The 19,166-nt window shown below is 72.6% G+C and carries 15 protein-coding genes; 4 read left to right on the forward strand and 11 right to left on the reverse strand.

The window, feature by feature from the left end; translation table 11 throughout:
- Positions 1-38: 38 nt before the first annotated feature.
- From ITJ50_RS08785 to ITJ50_RS08800, 4 genes are all read right to left on the reverse strand, one after another.
- A complete protein-coding gene (locus ITJ50_RS08785) occupies positions 39-3,035 on the reverse strand; it encodes an AAA family ATPase (RefSeq protein WP_194590322.1) in 2,997 nt (998 codons plus the stop codon).
- Positions 3,035-4,198, reverse strand: coding sequence for a metallophosphoesterase family protein (locus ITJ50_RS08790; RefSeq protein ID WP_017886210.1), 1,164 nt, complete (start codon positions 4,196-4,198; stop codon positions 3,035-3,037). Before ITJ50_RS08790 ends, ITJ50_RS08785 begins: the two co-directional genes overlap by 1 nt.
- Positions 4,199-4,259: 61 nt before the next feature.
- Positions 4,260-5,456: a S24/S26 family peptidase gene (locus tag ITJ50_RS08795; protein WP_194590323.1), complete on the reverse strand. Its 1,197-nt coding sequence runs from the start codon at positions 5,454-5,456 to the stop codon at positions 4,260-4,262.
- Between the two features lie 68 nt (positions 5,457-5,524).
- Positions 5,525-6,124 (reverse strand): hypothetical protein, encoded by a 600-nt coding sequence (locus ITJ50_RS08800; protein ID WP_017886212.1) that lies wholly within the window; start codon positions 6,122-6,124, stop codon positions 5,525-5,527.
- Positions 6,125-6,332: 208 nt separating this feature from the next.
- Here ITJ50_RS08800 and ITJ50_RS08805 point away from each other — a divergent pair, with 208 nt between their 5' ends.
- Both ITJ50_RS08805 and ITJ50_RS08810 read left to right on the forward strand, forming a co-directional pair.
- A complete protein-coding gene (locus ITJ50_RS08805) occupies positions 6,333-6,899 on the forward strand; it encodes a MarR family winged helix-turn-helix transcriptional regulator (protein ID WP_017886213.1) in 567 nt (188 codons plus the stop codon).
- A gap of 36 nt (positions 6,900-6,935) precedes the next feature.
- On the forward strand, positions 6,936-7,445 hold the full coding sequence (locus tag ITJ50_RS08810; RefSeq protein WP_194590324.1) for a mycothiol transferase: 510 nt from the start codon (positions 6,936-6,938) through the stop codon (positions 7,443-7,445).
- Positions 7,446-7,713: 268 nt separating this feature from the next.
- On the opposite strand, the gene ITJ50_RS08815 is transcribed toward ITJ50_RS08810, so the two are convergent.
- The 5 genes from ITJ50_RS08815 to ITJ50_RS08835 are packed head-to-tail and all read right to left on the reverse strand — an operon-like array spanning position 7,714 to position 13,530.
- Positions 7,714-9,969 carry a heavy metal translocating P-type ATPase gene (locus ITJ50_RS08815; protein WP_194590325.1) on the reverse strand — a complete coding sequence of 752 codons (2,256 nt, stop codon included), beginning with the start codon at positions 9,967-9,969 and terminating at the stop codon, positions 7,714-7,716.
- A complete protein-coding gene (locus tag ITJ50_RS17840) occupies positions 9,966-12,080 on the reverse strand; it encodes a cytochrome c oxidase assembly protein (RefSeq protein ID WP_052481787.1) in 2,115 nt (704 codons plus the stop codon). Before ITJ50_RS17840 ends, ITJ50_RS08815 begins: the two co-directional genes overlap by 4 nt.
- The gene (locus ITJ50_RS08825; protein ID WP_017886224.1) at positions 12,073-12,282 is read right to left on the reverse strand and encodes a heavy-metal-associated domain-containing protein; all 210 of its coding nucleotides are present in this window, start codon (positions 12,280-12,282) and stop codon (positions 12,073-12,075) included. Before ITJ50_RS08825 ends, ITJ50_RS17840 begins: the two co-directional genes overlap by 8 nt.
- A 41-nt stretch (positions 12,283-12,323) precedes the next feature.
- On the reverse strand, positions 12,324-13,136 hold the full coding sequence (locus tag ITJ50_RS08830; protein WP_017886225.1) for a M56 family metallopeptidase: 813 nt from the start codon (positions 13,134-13,136) through the stop codon (positions 12,324-12,326).
- A gap of 16 nt (positions 13,137-13,152) precedes the next feature.
- A complete protein-coding gene (locus ITJ50_RS08835; protein WP_017886226.1) occupies positions 13,153-13,530 on the reverse strand; it encodes a BlaI/MecI/CopY family transcriptional regulator in 378 nt (125 codons plus the stop codon).
- A gap of 111 nt (positions 13,531-13,641) precedes the next feature.
- Between ITJ50_RS08835 and ITJ50_RS08840 the strand changes: the two genes are divergently transcribed.
- A complete protein-coding gene (locus tag ITJ50_RS08840) occupies positions 13,642-14,262 on the forward strand; it encodes a DUF5134 domain-containing protein (protein WP_017886227.1) in 621 nt (206 codons plus the stop codon).
- A 13-nt stretch (positions 14,263-14,275) separates the two neighbouring features.
- A complete protein-coding gene (locus ITJ50_RS08845; protein WP_042539061.1) occupies positions 14,276-15,748 on the forward strand; it encodes a PepSY-associated TM helix domain-containing protein in 1,473 nt (490 codons plus the stop codon).
- A gap of 81 nt (positions 15,749-15,829) precedes the next feature.
- Here ITJ50_RS08845 and ITJ50_RS17845 read toward each other — a convergent pair whose 3' ends face one another.
- Positions 15,830-17,110 carry an alpha/beta hydrolase gene (locus tag ITJ50_RS17845; protein ID WP_052481788.1) on the reverse strand — a complete coding sequence of 427 codons (1,281 nt, stop codon included), beginning with the start codon at positions 17,108-17,110 and terminating at the stop codon, positions 15,830-15,832.
- The gene (locus ITJ50_RS17850; protein WP_017886230.1) at positions 17,107-19,140 is read right to left on the reverse strand and encodes a bifunctional lysylphosphatidylglycerol flippase/synthetase MprF; all 2,034 of its coding nucleotides are present in this window, start codon (positions 19,138-19,140) and stop codon (positions 17,107-17,109) included. The genes ITJ50_RS17845 and ITJ50_RS17850 overlap by 4 nt, the downstream gene beginning before the upstream one ends.
- Positions 19,141-19,166 lie beyond the last annotated feature (26 nt).

The raw sequence follows: 19,166 nt of genomic DNA on the forward strand, positions 1-19,166 counted from the left end.
GTCGGACCAGACGGGACCCGACCCCGGGCCGCGAACTGTCAGACGGTGGTCGTCACCCTCGACCCACCGGTCGGGGTGCGTCGCACGGCGATCCGCTCGGGTATCCGCTGCTTGAGCTCCTCGACGTGGCTGACGATCCCGACCTGTCGCCCGCCAGCGGTCAACCGGGACAACTGCCCGATGACGTCGTCGAGAGTCTCCGGGTCGAGCGTGCCGAACCCCTCGTCGACGAACAGGGTGCCGAGCGAGACCCCGCCGGCCTCGGCCTGCACGACGTCGGCGAGCCCGAGCGCCAGGCACAGTGACACGGTGAACGTCTCGCCGCCGGACAGGCTGCGGGGATCACGGACGGTGTCGGTCGTGTGGTCGTGCACGGCGAGGGCGAGCCCCGTCCGTCGCGCGCGGGACCCGGACTCCCGCTCGTCGGAGGTCTCGAGCGTGAAGCGTCCGGCGAGCATGCCGCGCAACCGGTCGTTCGCCGCGGCCACGACGTCCTCGAAGCGACGCATGAGCACGTAGGTGCCGAGCGTGATGCCGGTCGGGTTCACCGATGCCACACCGTTGGCGACGTCGGCGAGCCGGACGACCGCGCGGCTGCGGGCCGAGGTCTCCTGTCGTGCCCGGACGGTCCGGTCGACCTCGGACGCACACTGCTCGACGGCCTCGGCACGGTGGGCCGCGGTGACCGCGAGCCGGGTGGCCTCGTCGAGGTCGGCCGTCACCCGGACCCGCTCGGCCTGCGCCGCCTGCAGGTCGAGCTGCTCCGGGTCGTCGTCGGCGGCCGCGACCACCGCGGGGTCCTCGAGCCCCGCACGGACGACGGCGCGTTCGGCGTCGGCGGCACTGATGCTGCTGCGGAAGCGTGCCACGGTGTGGGGGTCGAGCCGGCCCGCTCGTGCTGCAGCGACGTCGGGGAACTCCTGCTCGTCCAAAACCCGGGCGACCTCGGTGTTCCGCTCGTCACGGGCACGGGCGGCAGCCGCTGCGCGGTCGTCGGCATCGGCGAGGGCGCGGAGCACCGTCAGCCGAGCGTCGAGCTCGTCGACGACGACGCGGAGCGAGCCCGACGAGCCAGCGCTGTCACTGTCACCGTCGAGCAGTGCACCGAGCCGCTCGATCGCTTCCTGCACCGATCGCAGGTCGGCCTCGAGCCGCTCGGCGTCCGAGGCCGTGGTCGATGCGAGCACGGTGCGCCGAGCGTCGAGGTCGTTCCGCTCACGCTCGAGCGCCCGGGTCGCGGAGTCGTGCGCCGTCCGCTCGCGCTCGTGCTCGAGCACGAGTGCCGCTGCGTCGTGCGCCGCACGGACCCGCTCGTCGGCGGCGACCGACATGGCGTCGAGGGCGACGGTGTCGACGGCGCCGACCACCTCGGTCAGCCGCAGGTGCTCCGCACGCTCGACCGCCAGCTCGGCTGCGGCGTCGGCGAGCTGCTGGTCGGCCAGCCGTGTGGCGTCGCCCGCGGACTCCACCGCGCCGATGGTCGGGTGGTCGTCCTGCGGCGCGGCCACCGACGGGTGCGCGGTCGATCCGCAGACCGGACACGGATCACCGGGGGTGAGTGCGGCGCCGAGCTCACCGGCGAGCCCCGCGATCCGGCGCTCGCGCAGGGTGCGTTCAGCGTCGAGCGCATCGGTCGCGCGGCGTCGGGCACCGGCCACGACCCGCTCGGCCTGGGCCACGCGGTGCTCGGCGCGGTCGCGGGCGGCCAGGTCGGCGCGGAGCGACTGCACGCGAGCGACCTCGTGCGCCGCGGCGTCCGCGTCGGCAGCGGTCGTCGACGCGGACCGGGCGGCCTCGACGATCCGTGCGCGTTCCGCCGGCCGGGCTTCGAGCGCGGTGTCGAGGGCGGCGAGGTCGTCGGTGAGCCGTGCTGCGGTCGCGGTGGCATCGGCGATCGCGGTGCGCCGGGCGTCCGCCTCGGCCTCGACCGCGACGAGGTGCCGGACGCCGGACAGCGCGTCGGTCAGCGTGTCGCGGCGCCGGACGACCTGCTCAGCGTCGACGGTGTCGAGCTCGTGCTCGTCACGCAGGCGGGAGGCTGCCGCTGCGGTGTCGTCGGCACGCGCGATCGCGGCGTCGAGACCGTCGGCCACCGCCGCGACCCGGGCGGCGCGCTCCGCCGTCGCCACCGCGGTCCGTGCACGTTGGATCGCGGGAGCGTCGTCGTCCAGGAGCGCCTGTCGCCGCAGCAGTGCCGATCGGCGCTCGAGGGCGGCCGCACGCGCCGTCACCGACCGTTCGTGCTCGGTCGCCGCCGTCGCGGCGGCAGCGACAGCCGTCCGTGCTGCCCCGGCTGCGTCGGCCGTGGCACGCAGGGACACAACCGTGCCGGGGACGACGGTCTCGTCGGCGTCGTCGAGACCGGCCGCCTGGGCGAACCGGGCCAGGGCGTCGCGGACACGGTCGTCGGCCCCGTCGACCTCGGCCTGCACGGCCCGGCGGCGGGCGGCGAGTTCGTCGGCGGTGCGGTCGTAGACCTGGGTGCCGAACAGTGACTGCAGGAGCTTCCGGCGGTCTTCCCCCGGGGATCGGAGGAACCGGGCGAACTCGCCCTGCGGCAGCACCACGGTCTGCAGGAACTGCGCGCGGTCGAGCCCGACGATCCGGGCGATCTCGACCGCGGCCTCGGGGATGCGGGACGACATCGGTTCACCGACGACGTCGTCCGGCGCTGCGAGCCGGAACAGCTGCACGGACGCCTGCTGCTTCACCGTGCCGGTCCCCCGCTGCTTCGGACGGTCGTACTGCGGCGTGCGTCGCACCCGGTAGGTGCCGGCGCCGGTCTCGAACACGAGCTCGACGAACGGCTCGACCGCGGGGTCGGCGTGCTGGCTGTGCAGCCGGTCGGAGCTGGCGTCGGACCCGGCGAGGCCGCCGTACAGGGCGAACACGACCGCGTCGATGATCGTCGACTTGCCGGAGCCGGTCGGCCCTTCAAGCAGGAACACACCGGAGGCGGCGAGCGCCGCGAAGTCGATGGTCACGAGGTCGGGGTACGGGCCGATGGCGCGGAGTTCGAGTCGGTGCAGGTACATCAGCGGTCCCCCTCGCGCTGCAGGGCGAGCGCCGCGGCCTCGTACGCCTCGGTCAGCACGGCCCGTTCGTCGTCGTCGGGTGCCCCGCCGGTGGCGAAGGCCACGAAGTCGCCGGCGACCTCGACCGGGTCGGACGTCGCGGTCACGGCCCGTGCGGCGGTGGCGGCCGGTCGGTCCGCCGGTTCGTGGGTGATCGCCAGGGCGTGCGGGAAGTGGTCCTTCACCCGGGCGTACATGCGCTCGGGGTGCACGGTGTCGGTCACCGCGACGCGGACCCAGGCGTCGGCGTCGGCCCGGAAGGCCCCGGACTCGATGGCGTCGATGCTGCCCCGGACGTCGACCAGTCGCCGCGGGACCGGTGTCGGGACGAGTTCGACGGTGACGGCACCGGCCCCGTCGAGCTCGGCGATGGTCACGGACTTCCGCTGGTGCCGCTCGCCGAACGAGAACGCCAGCGGCGACCCGGCGTACCGGATCCGGCCGTCGTCGCCGACGCGCTGCGGGCCGTGCAGGTGCCCGAGGGCGACGTAGTCGAAGCCGTCGAACACGGACTCGGCCACGCGGTCGACCCCGCCGACGCGGATGTCCTGCTCGCTGTCGCTCGGGTCGGCACCCCCGACGAACGCGTGGGCGACGACCACGCTGCGGGTACCGGCACGGGTCGCGAGGTCGGTGCGGATCCGTTCGGTGGCGGCGTGGACGACGGCGTGGTGCGAGCGGGCGAGGGGTTCGTCGGGGACCGCGGCCAGGGCGTACCGGGTGAGGTCGGGGTGCAGGTACGGGATGCCGTACACGGCCACCGGGCCGTCGTCGTCGGCCACGAGCACGGGGTCGGCCACGTGCGCGGGCTCGGCGAGGATGCGCACGCGCTGCCCCATCACCCCGGCGCCGAAGCCGAGCCGAGCAGCGGAGTCGTGGTTGCCCGGGGTGAGCACCACCGTGGTGGTCTCGGCGAGCCGCTCGAGCACGCGCGAGAGCATGCGGACGGCGTCGACGGGCGGGATCGCACGGTCGTAGACGTCACCGGCGATGACGACGAGGTCGACGGCGCGCTCGCGGGCGAGGTCGACGAGCCAGTCGGTGAACGCGGCCTGGTGCTCGAGCAGGTCCGCACCCAGCAGTGTGCGGCCGAGGTGCCAGTCGCCGGTGTGCAGGATGCGCATGCGGCCACGGTAACGCCGTCCGGGGACATCCAGGGGCACGCCGCGGTGCCCTGTGGACGGCTCAGGTGGTCACACAGCTCGCGGATGCCATGCCCAGGACCGCGACGACCTTCACCTTGACGGTCGGCGTGCTCGTCGCCGTCCAGTTGTTGCCGAGGTTCGTGCGGAGGTTGAGCGTGTACGTCGTGCCGAGGTTCAGGAGTCCGGCGCCCCCGTAGACCATCGAACGGGCCCCGGCGAGCGTCGTGCTGGCCACCAGCGTCGTGCCGTTCATCAGGTCGAACGACACCGGCACGGTCGCACCGTTGTCGTAGGTCCAGGCGATCGTCACCGTGTTCGACCCGGCCGGCACGCAGGTCAGGGTGGGCACACCGGTCGCCGTGCCCGCCGTGAAGTTCGCGGTCGGTGCGACGGTGGTCCGCGACCACGGGGCCGCGTCCGCCGTCCCGGGCAGCAGCACGCCGGCCGCCGCGGCGAGCACGAGCACCGCTGCGCCCCCGCCGAGGCGGCGCAGCCGCCGCCTGCGACGGACCCGTCGACGCAGGGCGCGACGGGTGAGGACGGTGGACGCAGCGGACGGGAGGCCCGTGGCGGCGCCGTCGGGCGCCTCCAGGCCGCCGTCGGTACCGTCTGCCGGCCCGGTCGCGCCGTCCGGACCGGCCGCGTCGTCGGGGCCGTCGGCCGCGTCGTCGGCGTCGTCTGCGTCGACGAGCCGCCGGAGCGACCCGTCGATGGTGCAGAGCGCGAGCACCGCGGTCAGGCCGAGTGCGAGCATCGCGACCAGGCCCCACTCGCCGGCGCTGATCCACCGGATCGGTGCGCCGATGAACGGGATGCGCAGGAAGGCGATGCCGTGCACCGCGGAGCGCTCGATCGGCGTCGAGTCCTGCTGCGGGTTGGCGTCACCCTTCGTGACCATGGTGCCGCGGGAGCCGTCCTGCACGTACCGGTGCATGCGCATGTGGTCCGCCTGGTCCGGGTCGTCGGCGAGCAGGACCTTGCCCATGGCGATCTCGCCCGAGCCGACCGGCCGTGAGACGACCACGTCACCGGGGACGATCCGCGGCTCCATCGAGCCGGTCATCACGGTGGTGGGCTGCCAGCCGATGAGCGCCGGCGCAGCCGCCCAGAGCGCGAGGCCGAGCAGCGTCGCGACGACGCCGCGGGCAAGGGAGGCGACGACGACGCGCCCCCACTCGACGGCGTCACGGACCGCTGCGTGCGGTGCGGGACCACCGTGCACTGCGATGCTGCTCATGACTGCCTTCGACCGGGGGCGCGTTGCGGGGAGGGAACGGACGGGGCGGGTTCGGCCCCGGCCCCGACTCAGCTGTTCTGGGCCTCCCAGGTGAAGCCGAGGGCTGCGGTGCCGCCCTGCACGGTGTTCGGCGCGGTGCTCGAGACCGTGTAGGTGACGCGGTAGACGCGCGTCTCGGACGCGGTGCCGGTCGGGGTCCAGCTGCCGACGCCGGTCGCGTAGTTGGTCGAGGCGGCGCCGAAGCCCGCGACGGTGCCGCTGTAGAGCGAGCTGCCGGTGGCGGCCGGGGTGAAGCCGGAGCAGGAGCCGAAGCCACCGCCGGTGCCCTGCTCGACGGTCAGGTTGACGTTCGCTGCCAGGTCCTTCGTGGTCGTGACGTTCGTGCCGTACAGCTTCACGGCCGAGGGCAGCGAACCGGTCGAGGTCACCGTGATGCAGTTCGCACCGGTCGAGCCGGGCTTCAGGTTGCTCGCCGTGAACAGCGCGGTGTTGTTGTCGTCGTCGGACAGGGCGACACTGCCCGCCGTCCAGTTGTTCGTCGGGTTGACGGTGGTCGAGGAGAAGGCCGCGTACGAGGCCGTCGAGACGACGACCCCCGAGGCGACGAGCGCGGCGGGGATGGCGATCCAGGCGGCGAGGCGGGCAGCACGAGGCGTGACACGAGACATGGTTGGACTCCGTGAGGATGAGGTCTGATCGGTGGTTCGGACGGGCCCGCGGTGGTTGGTCGCGCTACGTGCCGAGGTGGTACGACGATCAAGCTACTTCGCCGTCGAGCAGCTCTCAATACCCGGGATGCCCCCATTGATGGGGGTATCTTGACGAGTGAGTTACTTGTTGACTGAAGTTCCACCCCTGCACCCGAGAAGAGCCCCCATGACGGACACCGACCAGGTCGTCCTCCCCCAGCGCGCACCCGCCGTCCCCGCGGCCAGGATCGCGCCGCGCACGCCCCCGGCACCGGTGTCGCCCGACGTCACCGCGGCCGACCCGGCAGGCACCGACGCCGACCTCCCACGGCTGCTCACCGCGTTCCGCGTGCTCCAGATGCAGCACGCGCGCGTCCTGCACCACGAGAGCACGAGCCGCGGACTGAACGCCACGGACACCCGCTTCGTGTTCTTCCTCAACGCAGCGGGCGGCCACGGCGTGACCCCGAAGCAGGCCGGCGAGTACCTCGAGCTCACCACCGGGGCGATGACGTCGCTCATCGACCGGCTCGAGAAGCACGGGCACCTCGAGCGCCGCCCGAACCCGGAGGACCGCCGGAGCGTACTCCTGCACCTCACGCCGTCGGGCACCGCGGTCGCCCGCGAGGTCGGCGCCGTCTACTCGCAGGCGTTCCAGCAGGTCGTCGCACCGTCCGACCGCGCCGTCGTCGCCGCTGCCTTCGAGGGGTTCGCCGCGGCCCTGGAACGCCACCACCGGTCGTCCACCGAGTGAGCGCGGGTGTCACGGCCCGCGCGTAGCGTGAGCGCCATGACCCCCTCCGAACTCCTCACCGAAGCGTTCTCCCGCATCCCCGAGACCGTCGAGCGGGCCGTCGACGGGCTCTCCGAAGACCAGCTCGCAGCACGACCGGCAGCCGGGGCGAACACCCTGGCCTGGCTCGTGTGGCACATCGCCCGCGGCCAAGACGCGCAGATCGCCGACCTCGCCGCCTCCGAGCAGGTCTGGACGGCGGACGGCTGGTACGACCGGTTCGGCCTGCCGTTCCCGGCCGAGGCGCTCGGGTACGGCATGTCCCGCGACGACGTCGGCCGGGTGCGAGCCTCTGTCACATTGCTCACCGGGTACCTGCGAGCGGTGCACGAGCGCACCGTCGCGTACCTCGGCACGCTCGGCCCGGACGACCTCGACCCGGTCGTCGACGACGCGTGGGACCCGCCCGTGACGGCCGGCGCGCGGCTCGTGAGCATCCTCGACGACTGCACACAGCACGCCGGCCAGGCCGGCTTCGTGCGCGGGCTGCTGTTCTTCAACCGCTGAGCGCGCGGTCGCGCGCATCCAGTGCGGTCGCGCGCGTCCAGTGCGCGGTCGCGCGCATCCAGTGCGCAGGAGACGACGAGTCTGCCGCGGCGACCCGACGTCTTGTACTCACTCGACGACGGACTGGAGGCCCGTCACCAGCCGGTGACGGGCCTCCAGTCCGTCAGGCGGTCGTGTCGCGAGCGACGCCGTGGGCATCGTGGTCCGCAACGCGGTGGTGGCGCACGGAGCGAAACCCGCCGGCCCCACCACTTCCGCCGAGGGCGGACTACGACCTCCCGTACGAGCGCAGCCGGAGACTGTTCGAGACGACGAGCGTCGAGGACAGCGCCATCGCGGCGGCGGCGATGAGCGGGTTGAGCAGGCCAGCCGCGGCGAGCGGGATCGCGGCGATGTTGTAACCGAACGCCCACACGAGGTTGATGCGGATGGTCCGGAGGGTCGCGCGGGAGAGCTGCACTGCGTCGACGACGGCGCGGAGATCCTCGCGGACGATGATGACGTCGGCGGCCTTCAGGGCGATGTCCGTGCCCTCGACGACGGCGACGCCGAGGGTTGCGGTGGCGAGGGCTGCGGAGTCGTTGACGCCGTCGCCCACCATGGCGACGTGGTGCCCGGCCGCCTGCAGCTGGGCGATGCGTTCGGCTTTCTCGTCGGGCAGGACGCGGGCGATGACCTCGTCGATGCCGACCTCACCACCGACAGCGGACGCCGTCGTCTCGGAGTCCCCGGACAGGAGGACGGTGCGGAGGCCGAGGGCGCGCAGCTGCGCGACGGCCTCGATCGCGCCGGGACGGAGCGCGTCCCGGACGGTGAGCACTGCGGCCACGTCGCCGTCGACGGCGACGAGCACCACGGTGGCGCCGGACGCTTCGCGGTCCGCGACGACCGCGGCGACCCGGTCGCCGACCCGCACCCCCGCGGCTCCGAGCAGCTCGGACCGGCCGATGACGCAGGCGCGGTCACCGACGGTCCCAGCTGCTCCCAGTCCGGCGTGCGCGGTGAAGTCCGCGACCGGCTCCAGGGTGCCGAACCGGCTGCTGGCTGCGGCGGTGATCGCCGCCCCGATGGGGTGCTCTGACGCTGCTTCGAGGGCGCCGGCGAGGGCGAGGGCCGTGTCGGCGTCGGTGGTGAAGGTGTCGACCGCGGTGAGGGTCATCCGGCCGGTGGTGAGGGTGCCGGTCTTGTCGAAGACGACGGTGTCGATGCGACCGCTCGCCTCGAGGGCGCTGGGGCCCTTGATGAGGATGCCGAGCTGGCCCCCGCGTCCGACGCCGACCATGAGCGCGGTCGGCGTCGCCAGGCCGAGCGCGCAGGGGCAGGCGATGATGAGGACGGCGACACCGTTCGCGATCGCGGTGCCAGGAGCCGCGCCGCTGACGAGCCAGCCGGCGGCGACGAGGATCGCGATGCCGATCACGACGGGTACGAACACGCTGGTGACCCGGTCGACGGTGCGCTGCACGGCGGCCTTGCGGCGTTGGGCGTCGTCGGCGACGGCGGCCATCTGGGCCAGGCGGGTGCGGGTGCCGACGGCGTCGGCGCGGATGACGAGCCGACCACCCTGGACGAGGGTGCCGCCGATGACCGTGCTCCCGGCCGTTGCCTCGACCGGGACGGACTCGCCGGTCATCGCGGACACTTCGAGCGTCGCGGCGCCGTCGGTGACGGTGCCGTCGACGGGGATGCGGCCGCCGGGGCGGACGACGACGAGGTTCCCGACCCGCACGGCACTCAGCGGAACAGTGCGCTCGGTGCCGTCGGTGACGAGCTGCGCCTCGGTGACGCCGAGGTCACCGATGCCTTCGAGGACATCGGCGGCGCGTCGGCGGCTGCGGCTCTCGAAGTAGCGGCCGGCGAGCTGGAACGTGACCATGCCGGCGGCGACGTCGAGGTAGATCGAGTCCGCGCCGGCGGGAGTCCTCCCGAATCCGAGCCAGTACCCGGGAGTGGTGGCGGGGTCGACGAGGAGCGTCCAGAGCGCCCATCCGAAGGACACGACGACGCCGAGCGAGACGAGGGTGTCCATGCTGGTGCTGCGGTGCCGCAGTCCCCGGAGGGTGGCCCTGTGGAACGGCCACGCAGCCCAGGTGACGATCGGGACGGCGAGGAGGACGCAGAGCGCCTGCCAGCCGGGGAACCGCCACGCAGGGACGAGCGCCAGGATGATCGTGATGTCGCACAGCGGGATCGCCAGCAGTGCCGCGACGGCGAGGCGGCGGCGGAGCGTCGTGGTGCGGGTCTCCGCGGCGCGGGCGGACCAGGCGTCATCGCCCGGGGTGTGGACGGCGGCGGTGTAGCCGGCGCGCTCGACCTGCGCGATCGCGGTCGCGGCATCGGCGATCCCCAGACCGGCGACCGTGGCGCGTTCGGTGGCGAAGTTCACGGACGCAGTGACGCCGTCGAGCTTGCCGAGCTTGCGTTCGACCGCGTTGGCGCAGGCGGAGCAGGTCATCCCGCCGATGTCGAGTTCGAGCCGCTGCTCGGCTCGCTGGTCGGTTCGGGACGGGGTGGTGGTGGTCACGGCTGCTCCCGGTGGTCGGTGACGGTCAGCGCCGGACGGTCGTCGGCGCGCTCGTGCTCGTTCGTCGAGCCGGGCCCGGTGGACCGTGTCGGATCTGCCCGCTGTGCAGGTGCGGTGGTGTCGCGGGTGGTGAGCTTGCTGAGCATGGCGTTGTACTGCTCGTGGTCGTCGTCGAGGCCCCGGTCGGCGTGCCGGTCGATGCGCTTGGCCTGTCGAGCGTCCTGCTTGGCCCACTGGGTGACGAGGGCGATCACCACGACGATCAGCGGCAGCTCACCGGCGGCCCAGGCGACGCCACCGGCGACGTACTGGTCGTGGGCGAGACTGCCGATCCACGGGATGTCGAGGTACTGGAAGTACGTGCCTGCGAGCAGGGTGTCGCTGGTCATCACGACGACGCCGAAGAACGCGTGGAAGGGCATCGCTGCGAGGACGAGGCCGAGCTTGCCGATGTGCGGCAACGGACGGGGCGGTGCGTCGACGCCGATGATGAGGGCGTAGAAGACGTACCCGATGGCGAGGTAGTGCAGGGTCATCGCCTGGTGCGCCCAGTGGTACCGCATCGCCCAGTCGAAGAACGGGGTGAGGTAGATGCAGTAGTACGAGCCCACGAACACCGCCAGGACGTACACGGGGTTGTACGTGACCCGCAGCAGCTTCGAGTGGGTCACCGCGACGAGCCACTCGTGGGGGCCGGCGAAGGCATCGCGACGGTGCGCGGTCGTGGCGCGGAGGAACAGGGTGATGGGTCCGCCGAGGACGAGCAGCAGCGGGCCGAGCATGTTCAAGCTCATGTGCAGGCCCATGTGCACGGCGAACGACGCCGACGAGTACGGGCCGACCCCGGACGAGGTGGTGATGATGACGGATGCCCAGCCGAGCATCCAGGCGCTGGTCCGGCCGTTCGACCAGTGGTCTCCGCGCTTCCGGAGTCGGATGACGGCGGCCGCGTACGTGGCGATCCCGGCGATCGCGATGACGAGGAAGAGGATGTTCACCCGGCCTGCGGTCCACAGGGTGATCGGGGTGAGGGGTGTGTGGACCTGGTACCCGAGGAAGAGCTGCTGTCCGTCGGTGGGGACGAAGTACACCGGCGGTGGGATCCGCGTCATGACGACGCCGATCGCGGCCGCGACCAGGAGCACCGCCAGGAGCACGGCCGGGGCGGTCGGGGTGGCGAACCAGCTCCTGCGGAGGAGGATCGGTCCGGCCACCGCGGCGACGAGGAGCAGCTGGGCGGCGAAGAGCACGCCGGTGGGCGCTTCCCACGGCGGCGTGCCGGCGAGTTCGACGGCGGCGATGATGATCGACCCGACCGTCCAGGTGATCCAGCCGGTGAGGGCGAGGATGCGGTGCCTGCGGATGGTGGCGGTGCCGGGACGGCTCACTCGCCACCGGCGGGCACCGGCAGCCGTGGCGCCGATCCAGATGCCGAGCGCGGGGGCGGCGAACATGGCGGCGTCCCCACCGAAGTCGTGGTTCGGGCCGACGAGCACCTGCGTCACCAGCACGGGGGCGAGGAGCCCGATGACGCCGATGCCGGTCAGGAGCAGGGTGCTGACCCAGCTGCGGACGAGGTACGCAGCGATGAGGATCGCGACCGCGATGCAGGCGACGACGATCCACGCGCCGGGGAGGTAGCTGGCCTGCACGAGGTAGCCGATCGCGCCCGGTGTCAGGAGCTTCGTCACCGGCTGCCCGCTCGCGTCTGCGGCGTCGACGGGGACCAGCAGCACCGCGGCGACCAGCCAGACGGTGGCGGCGGTGCGGACGATCGCGAGGTCGCGGTGGTTGTCGATGACCGTGCGTGACCGGCGCGGCGTGAGGAACACGGCAGCGGCGAGGCCGCCGGTCGTGAGGCCGCCGGTGACGTCGGCGGTGAGGCGGAGCACGGCGCTGAGCATCGAGGTGAGCATGCCCGGGTAGCCGCGGCTCAGCCGGTCGTACGAGGAAGGACCGAGCATCGCGACCGCGACCACGACGATGACGACCGCGATGACGGCGCCCACCCACGGCGATGCGCGCCTGAGCACACCCGACCGCCCCACGGCGGGCACGGTCGTCGGCCGGTTGCGCGTGGCCGGGGTGGCAGCGGCCTGGGTGTCAGGCACCGGCGAGCTCGTAGCCTGCCTCGTCGACGGCTTCGGCGATCGCTGCCGCATCCGGCCGGGCCGGTGCGGTGACGACGACGAGACCGGTCGCGGCGTCCGCAGTGACGAGCTCGACGCCGGCGATCGCTTCGAGTTCGCCGGTGACGCGGCGTTCGCAGTGCTCGCAGGTCATCCCGACGACGTGGTACTCGAAACGCTCCATGCGCCCATTCTACAAAACGTAGAACGGGATGCGAGTCGAGGTCAGCGGGACTGCAGGACCGGGGCCGGGTGGCGGCGGTGCGGCCAGCTCTTCACCGGCGAAGCGGCGAGACGTGCGGCGCGGAGCTCGAGGCCCGGGCTCGGGTCGATCCGGTTCATCAGCGTCAGTGCATTGCAGACGGTCGCAGGTCCGCAGATGCGGGCGGCGGTGTCGTCTGCGACGAGTTCGATCAGCAGCGCGACCGTTCGACGGAACTCCCGGGCAGTCCGGAGTCGTGGGAACGCGGCAGCGTTCAGCGCAGCGACGCGGCCGATGAGGTCATGCCGGCCGAGCACGTGCGCACGTTCGTGCTCGACGACGGCGCGGACACAGGCAGGGGGCATCGCGTTCTCGACTCCGGTCGAGATCAGCACGCGCCCGTCAGCGGTGGAGCAGGCGATCGGATCCGACGTGTGCAGGTACGCGATCTCGTGCCCGCCGATGTGCTCGGTCCGCACGGTGGAACGGGCGACGAGCAGCGTCACCGCGACGTCGGTGCGGCGCTTCGCGGCCGAGATCGGTTCTGCGTTCGCGGCGAGGAGCGCGGCGACACCACCGGCGACGCCGAGCCCGCACCAGGCGAAGAGGCCGGCGGCGGGAGCGCCGATCCCGTGCGCGTGCGCATTCGTTGCGACGACGACCGACGCGATCCCCACGCTCAGCAGCAGCGAGCTCGCGGCGACCGTCAACGCTCCGAGCCAGAGGTGGAGCGCGACCTGCGGACGGTGCAGCCACCAGGTGCCACGAGTGAGGATGCTCGGAGCCAGCACGGTGACGACAACCGCGAGGGCCACGAGGCCGAGGACGGCGATCACAGCACCGATCCTCCCGTCACGCGCCCGTGCGGTCGATGCCGGCTCCGCCGAGGGCGGCACGCAGCACGTCCAGGTCATCCGCGCCGAGCGAACCGGTGAAGCGCTGCAGGACCGCGGTGCGATCAGTCGACCGACCGAGCACCTCCGTCATCGAATCAGCGGCCTCGGCAGGGTCCGCCTTCGTCGCCCGGTAGGCCTTCGATGCCGGGTCCCGCTCGACGAGCCCCTTCCGCTCCAGCCTGGCGAGGACGGTCAACACCGTCGTGGAGGCCAGCGGGCCGACCTCTGCTGCGAGCGCATCGTGCACCTGCCGGCCGGTGTGCGCCGCATCCTGCGCCCAGAGCAGCTGCAGCACACCCGCCTCGAGGGACCCGTGCGCACGACGCGGACTCATCCGCGCGCCCCGAACTCATCGACCATGCGCCGATTCTACATACAGTAGAAACTGGCTTCTACAACTTGTAGAGTGGCGCCGCCACCCGCCGCGATGAAAGGTCCACCCCTCGTGTCACACAGCCTGCCGCTGTCCGTCCTCCTCACGGTGCTGTTCGCCGTGACGGCAGTCGGGTACCTCGGCTTCGCCTTCCGCCCCGGCAGCAGCGGTGTCGCACGGGTCAGTGACGTCTTCCACGTGCTGATGAGCGTCGCGATGCTGGCGATGCCGTGGGCCTGGGGGATGACCCTCGCGCCGCCGACGCTGCAGATCCTCGTGTTCGGCCTCGCGACGTCGTTCTACCTCGTCCTCACGCTCGGCAGCAGCCGGTACGGCAGCCACGAGCACCACGGACCCGGCGGCTCCGGGCGACTGGTGCTGGGCTACCACGTGGTGATGATGGCGGCGATGACCCTCATGGGCGTGATGATGCTGCCCATGGCCGGCGGGGCTCCGATGTCGATGCCGGAGATGGACATGACCGGCAGCGGCCACAGCATGCACACCTCCTGGTCGGGATGGACACCGGTCTCGTGGGTCCTCGTCGTCGTGTTCGCAATCGCGACCGTCTGGATGCTGGTGCGGCTGATCGCGTCAGCGTGTGTCCGCCAACACCCCCTCGCACGCCTCGATGGCGTGCTCTTGCTGCTGATGAGTGCCGGGATGGCACTCGCGTCCATCCCCACGAGCTGAGGAACACCGCACCATGACCGCAACCGCCGATCGGGACACCACTGCGCCCGCGTCCGCGCCGTCGACGGCGCAGCCGCGCCGGAACCCACAGCGGGGCTGGTTCGGACCGTTGTTGCTGCGCCTGCACTTCTCTGCCGGGCTGTTCGTCGGACCGTTCATCCTCATCGCCGCGCTCTCCGGCGCCGTGTACGCGCTCGGTCCGACGATCGAGCAGGGCATCTACCGACACGAGCTCACCGCACCCTCGACCGCTGCCGCGAAGCCGCTGGCAGACCAGATCGACGCCGCGCAGGCCTACATCCAACGGCACCACCCCGAAGACACCCTCGCCGCCGTCCGCCCGGCACCTGCGCCGGGTGCCACGACGCGGGTGATGTACGCCGAGGCTGGGCTGATGGACTCGCAGAACCGTGCGGTGTTCGTCGATCCCGGCACCGCCGAGGTCCGCGGTGACCTCCTGGTGTACGGCACCTCCGGGGCGTTGCCGTTCCGCACCTGGGTGGACACGTTCCACCGGTCGCTGTTCCTCGGCGACGTCGGCCGCCTCTACAGCGAGACCGCGGCGTCGTGGCTCGGCGTCGTCGCCCTCGCCGGTCTCGGCCTGTGGGTGATCCGGATCCGGAAGACGCGCGCCAAGCGCGACCTGGTCCGCCCCGCACGTGGTGTCCGCGGCTACCGGCGGGTCTTCTCCTGGCATGCCTCCACCGGGGTGTGGCTGCTCCTGGGCGCGTTGTTCCTGTCGGCGACGGGCATCACCTGGTCCCAGTACGGCGGTGGCAACGTCGACCAGCTCCGCTCCGCTCTCAGCTGGGGCACACCCGCACTGACCACCTCCCTCTCCGACACCGGCACGGCGGCTGGTGGCGGTGAGCACGCCTCCCACCACGGCGGCTCCGCCGCATCGACCGATGCGGGACCGGCAGCCGTCACCCCGGTGCTGTTCGATCGAGTCCTGGCCGCTGCGAAGGCTGCGAACATCCACGCGTCCGAACTGCAGATCACCCCGCCGGCGACGGCGGATCAGGCGTGGACGGTCGCGGAGATCAAGCGGTCCTACCCCACCGCGGTGAACTCCGTCGCGATCGACCCGCGGGACATGAGCGTGGTGTCCGAGACGAACTTCGACACCTTCTCCCTCCCCGCCAAACTCACCCGGTGGGGCATCGACACGCACATGGGCACGATGTGGGGGTTGCCGAATCAGATCCTGCTGTTCGTCACGGCGCTCGGGATCGCCGCGATGGTCGTCTTCGGCTACGTGATGTGGTGGCAGCGCCGCCCCATCGGGAAGCGCGTCGGGAACGCCCCGGCCGCGGGTGCCCTGAACCGGGCGCCGTGGTGGGGGTCCGGGCTCGTCGCGGTCGGCGCGATCGTCATCGGCGCGTTCCTGCCCGCGCTCGGTGTCACCCTGCTCGCGTTCGTCGTCATCGACGTCCTCATCACCAACCGCTCGGCCCCGCCCACCCCTGCGGCACCCGGCGAGTAGGACCGCTCGTGCAGAGCGGTCGCACCTGCCCGGTACCGGGTCCGGGCACGACCGTCACCCGGCACGGATCCCGTGCCGACGTCAGTGGAGCGCTGTGGAGAGCACGTCTGCCAGGTGGGGCAGGTCCGTCCGGAACGACCACTGCACGGTGTTCCAGTCGTGCCCGCTCCCCGGGGCGAACCCGACGCTGGTGTCCGCGCCCGCTGCCCGTGCAGCGTCGGCGAGGACGCGGGCGTTGCGGCTGAACGCCCCGTCCGCCGACCCCGCGGTGAACCAGAACGCGCGCCCGTGCAGGTCGTCCGCCCGCATCTGCGCGATCGGACCGGCGGCCTTCCACGCGCTGACCGACCCGCCGAACGCCCGGTCGGCGCTGTGCTGCGGGTTCCGGTCGATGGGCTGCAACTCGCTGGAGACCGCGAGCACGGCCCCGAACCGGTCGGGGTGCGCGGTGGCGAACTGCATCGCGCACGTCGCCCCCTGCGAGAACCCGGTGAGGCCCCACGCACGGCGGTCCGGGGTCACCGGGAGGTGCGCCGTCAGCCAGCGCGGCACGTCCTCGGTGACGTAGGTCGCTGCGTTCCCGAGGTCCGAGTCGACGCACATCGTGTTCAGGCCGGGCGAGGAGAGCTGGTCGACGGAGACGACGATCGGCGCGCGGCCGTGGTGCGCTGCGGCGTAGCCGTCGAGTGCGCTGCCCATCCGGCCTGCGGTGAACAGGTCGCTCGGAGCGCCCGGTTGGCCGGAGAAGGCGAGGACGACGGGCAGGGGCGACGGATCCCTGACCAGGGCGGCGGGCGGGAGGTAGACGACGGCGGGTCGAGCGGGGAACCCCGATCGCTCCCCGGGGATCTCGACGGTGCGGACCTCGCCGGTCGTGGGCATCGTGGCGGCTGGGGCAGCGGCGAGGTCGAGCTCCGGGAAGGGGTCCGTCTGCACGACGGTGCGGAGCGTCGGGTACATCGCGAACTCGACGTTCACGCCGAGGGCGGACGACAGCAGTGCGGTCGGGAGCAGCAGGACGGCGAGGGCCCGACGCCAGCGGCCGCCCTGCACCAGGCCGACGACGACCGAGGCCAGCGCAGCGGCGGCCACGACGAACCACAGCCGCGTCACGGGACTCATCGCGACCCCGAACAGGTTCACCAGGTCGCTGAGGACCCAGCAGACGATGAGCACCACGACGGCCGCGGCCGCGGCGACGCCCGCCCGGACTCCGGCCCGACGCCACGCGACACGGGATCGCCAGCCGCCGACCGCGGGGAGCAGGACGACGACGCCGAGCAGTGCGAACGCCACGTCCAGCGGGACGAGCAGCGTCGGAGCCTGCAGCTGGGTGGCGAGCAACCGGTCGGCCGGGCTCACCGCTTCGACACCGCCCGCGCGGGAGCGGGCTCGCGGACGGTCGAGCGGTGTGCCTGGCGCAGTGCCCAGAGGTGCTTCGGCCGGAGGCCTGGGACGTAGGCGCCGGCCAGGGCACGTGCGACCCGCGGCACGTGCAGCGGCGTCGGGACCACGATCCAGAGCGCCTCGTGCCGAGCGCCGAACTTCTCCTTGAAGCGCTGGAGCGACCGGAACCCGTACACCGGCTCGAGGAGTCGGGCGACGAGGACCGATCCGAGGGACACGAGGGACCGTGCGCCGTCGTGGGGTGCGAGCGGGGTGCCGGAGAGGCTGATCATCCGCAGGCCCGCGTCGCGTGCCCGGATCGCGGTCCGGGCGATGAGGAACTCCATGACCCCCGGCATGCCGTCCTCGCCACGGCGCATGACGTCGAGCGTGTAGCCGGCCAGTCCGCCGTGCTCGTACACGGGCAGCCAGCTCGTGACCGCGGTGACGTGTCCGTCGGCCGTCACAGCCAGCATGAGTCGGACGTCGGGGTCGTCGAGCTCGTGGAAGCCGCCGAGGGTGAACCCCATCTCCGGCAGCCTCCGGTCGGTCGCCCACCGCGTGCAGATCGCCTCGACCTCGGCACGTTGTGCGTCGGCGAGCGCGTCGAAGGTCGTCCACTCGTCGCGGACCCCCTCACGGTCGGCCCGGTTCGAGGCCGTCCGGAGGTCCTGCCGCTTCTTGCCGCGCAGGTCGAACGTGGCGACGTCGAGCACCGACTCGACCCCCACGGGCAGCGCGGTCCACCCCTCGGCGGCGAGGATCTGCCGCACCGGTTCGTGCACGCTCGTGAACGCGGGCACCCAGCCGTTCCGGTCGCAGAAGGCGGTGAACGCGGACACGACCTCAGCGCGGTCCGCCGCGCTGCACGCCGGGTCCGACACGGTGAGCGCCACGTCCCCGCGGACCCGGTACGCCACGGCCCCGCGTCCGTCCGGGTGCGTCCAGGTGGCGTTGCCGCGCCAGGTGCCCATGTGGCCGAGGGATCCGGCATCGCCGACGCGCAGCATGTCGACCAGGGCACCGCGGCCGTTGGTGGCTGCACGGAACCGCGAGCGGACGAGACGGCCGCGGAGCGCCAGGACCGTCAGCAGCACCATCGCCGGCACGAGCCACGCGCCGAGCAGCGTGACCTGCCACTCGATCGCGTCCAGCCCGAGTCCGCGCCACTGCACGGCGTCGTCGGTCATCGGTTCGATGAGGAACACGTCGGCGAGGACGGCGGTCAGCGTCACGAGCACGCCGACGGCGAGCACGATGCCCGTGCGCCGGCCACGCTGCACGAGCCAGGCGGACACCAGCAGGAGCAGCCCGACGATGACGACCGCACGGTCGCTCATGGCGTCGGCGAACACCGAGAGCACACCGTCCGGGTCCGGCACGACAGGGGTCACCAGGGTGCCCGCGCCGAGCGCGATGAGCGTCGCGACCACGCAGGTGCGTGCGCTGACCGTGTCACGCGCGGTCGGCGCGTCCGGACCGGAGGCCCGGCGCACCACGAACGAACCGGCTGCGGTGCCGAGCAGGGTCGCCAGGGCGCGGGCGAGGTCCGACCCGTGGCCGGCGAAGAGCACGAGCGTGAGGACGACCGTCCAGAGCGCGGCTCGCGTGCGCCACCGGTGCTGCGCGGGCATCGCTGCCGACGCGGCACCGAGCAACGCGGCGGCGACGATCGACGGGGCGAAGAGCGGCTGTCCGACCGCGAGTTCGGCGTGCGCCTCGCCGAGCGCTGACCCGATGCTGACGGTGAGCAGGGTTCCGAGGACGCCGAGCGCCGGCGCCACCACGCCGATCACCACCGTGCGGATGGATCCGAGGGACCGTTCGGCGAGCACCGTCGTCAACACCACGAGGACCACGGCGAGGCACGCCACGGGCGGGTGGTGCGGGAAGTCGGGTTCGGCGTGAGCGATCCGCGCGCTCACCAGGAGCACGGCCGTCGCTGCGGCCACGGAGACGGAGACGGGGAATCGGCGGAGTCGTCCGACGAGCGCTGCGGGTGTCACGTGATCATTGCATCGGTCCTGCTCGC

The sequence above is a fragment of the Curtobacterium sp. VKM Ac-2889 genome, assembly GCF_015350855.1.
Lineage (GTDB): Bacteria > Actinomycetota > Actinomycetes > Actinomycetales > Microbacteriaceae > Curtobacterium > Curtobacterium poinsettiae.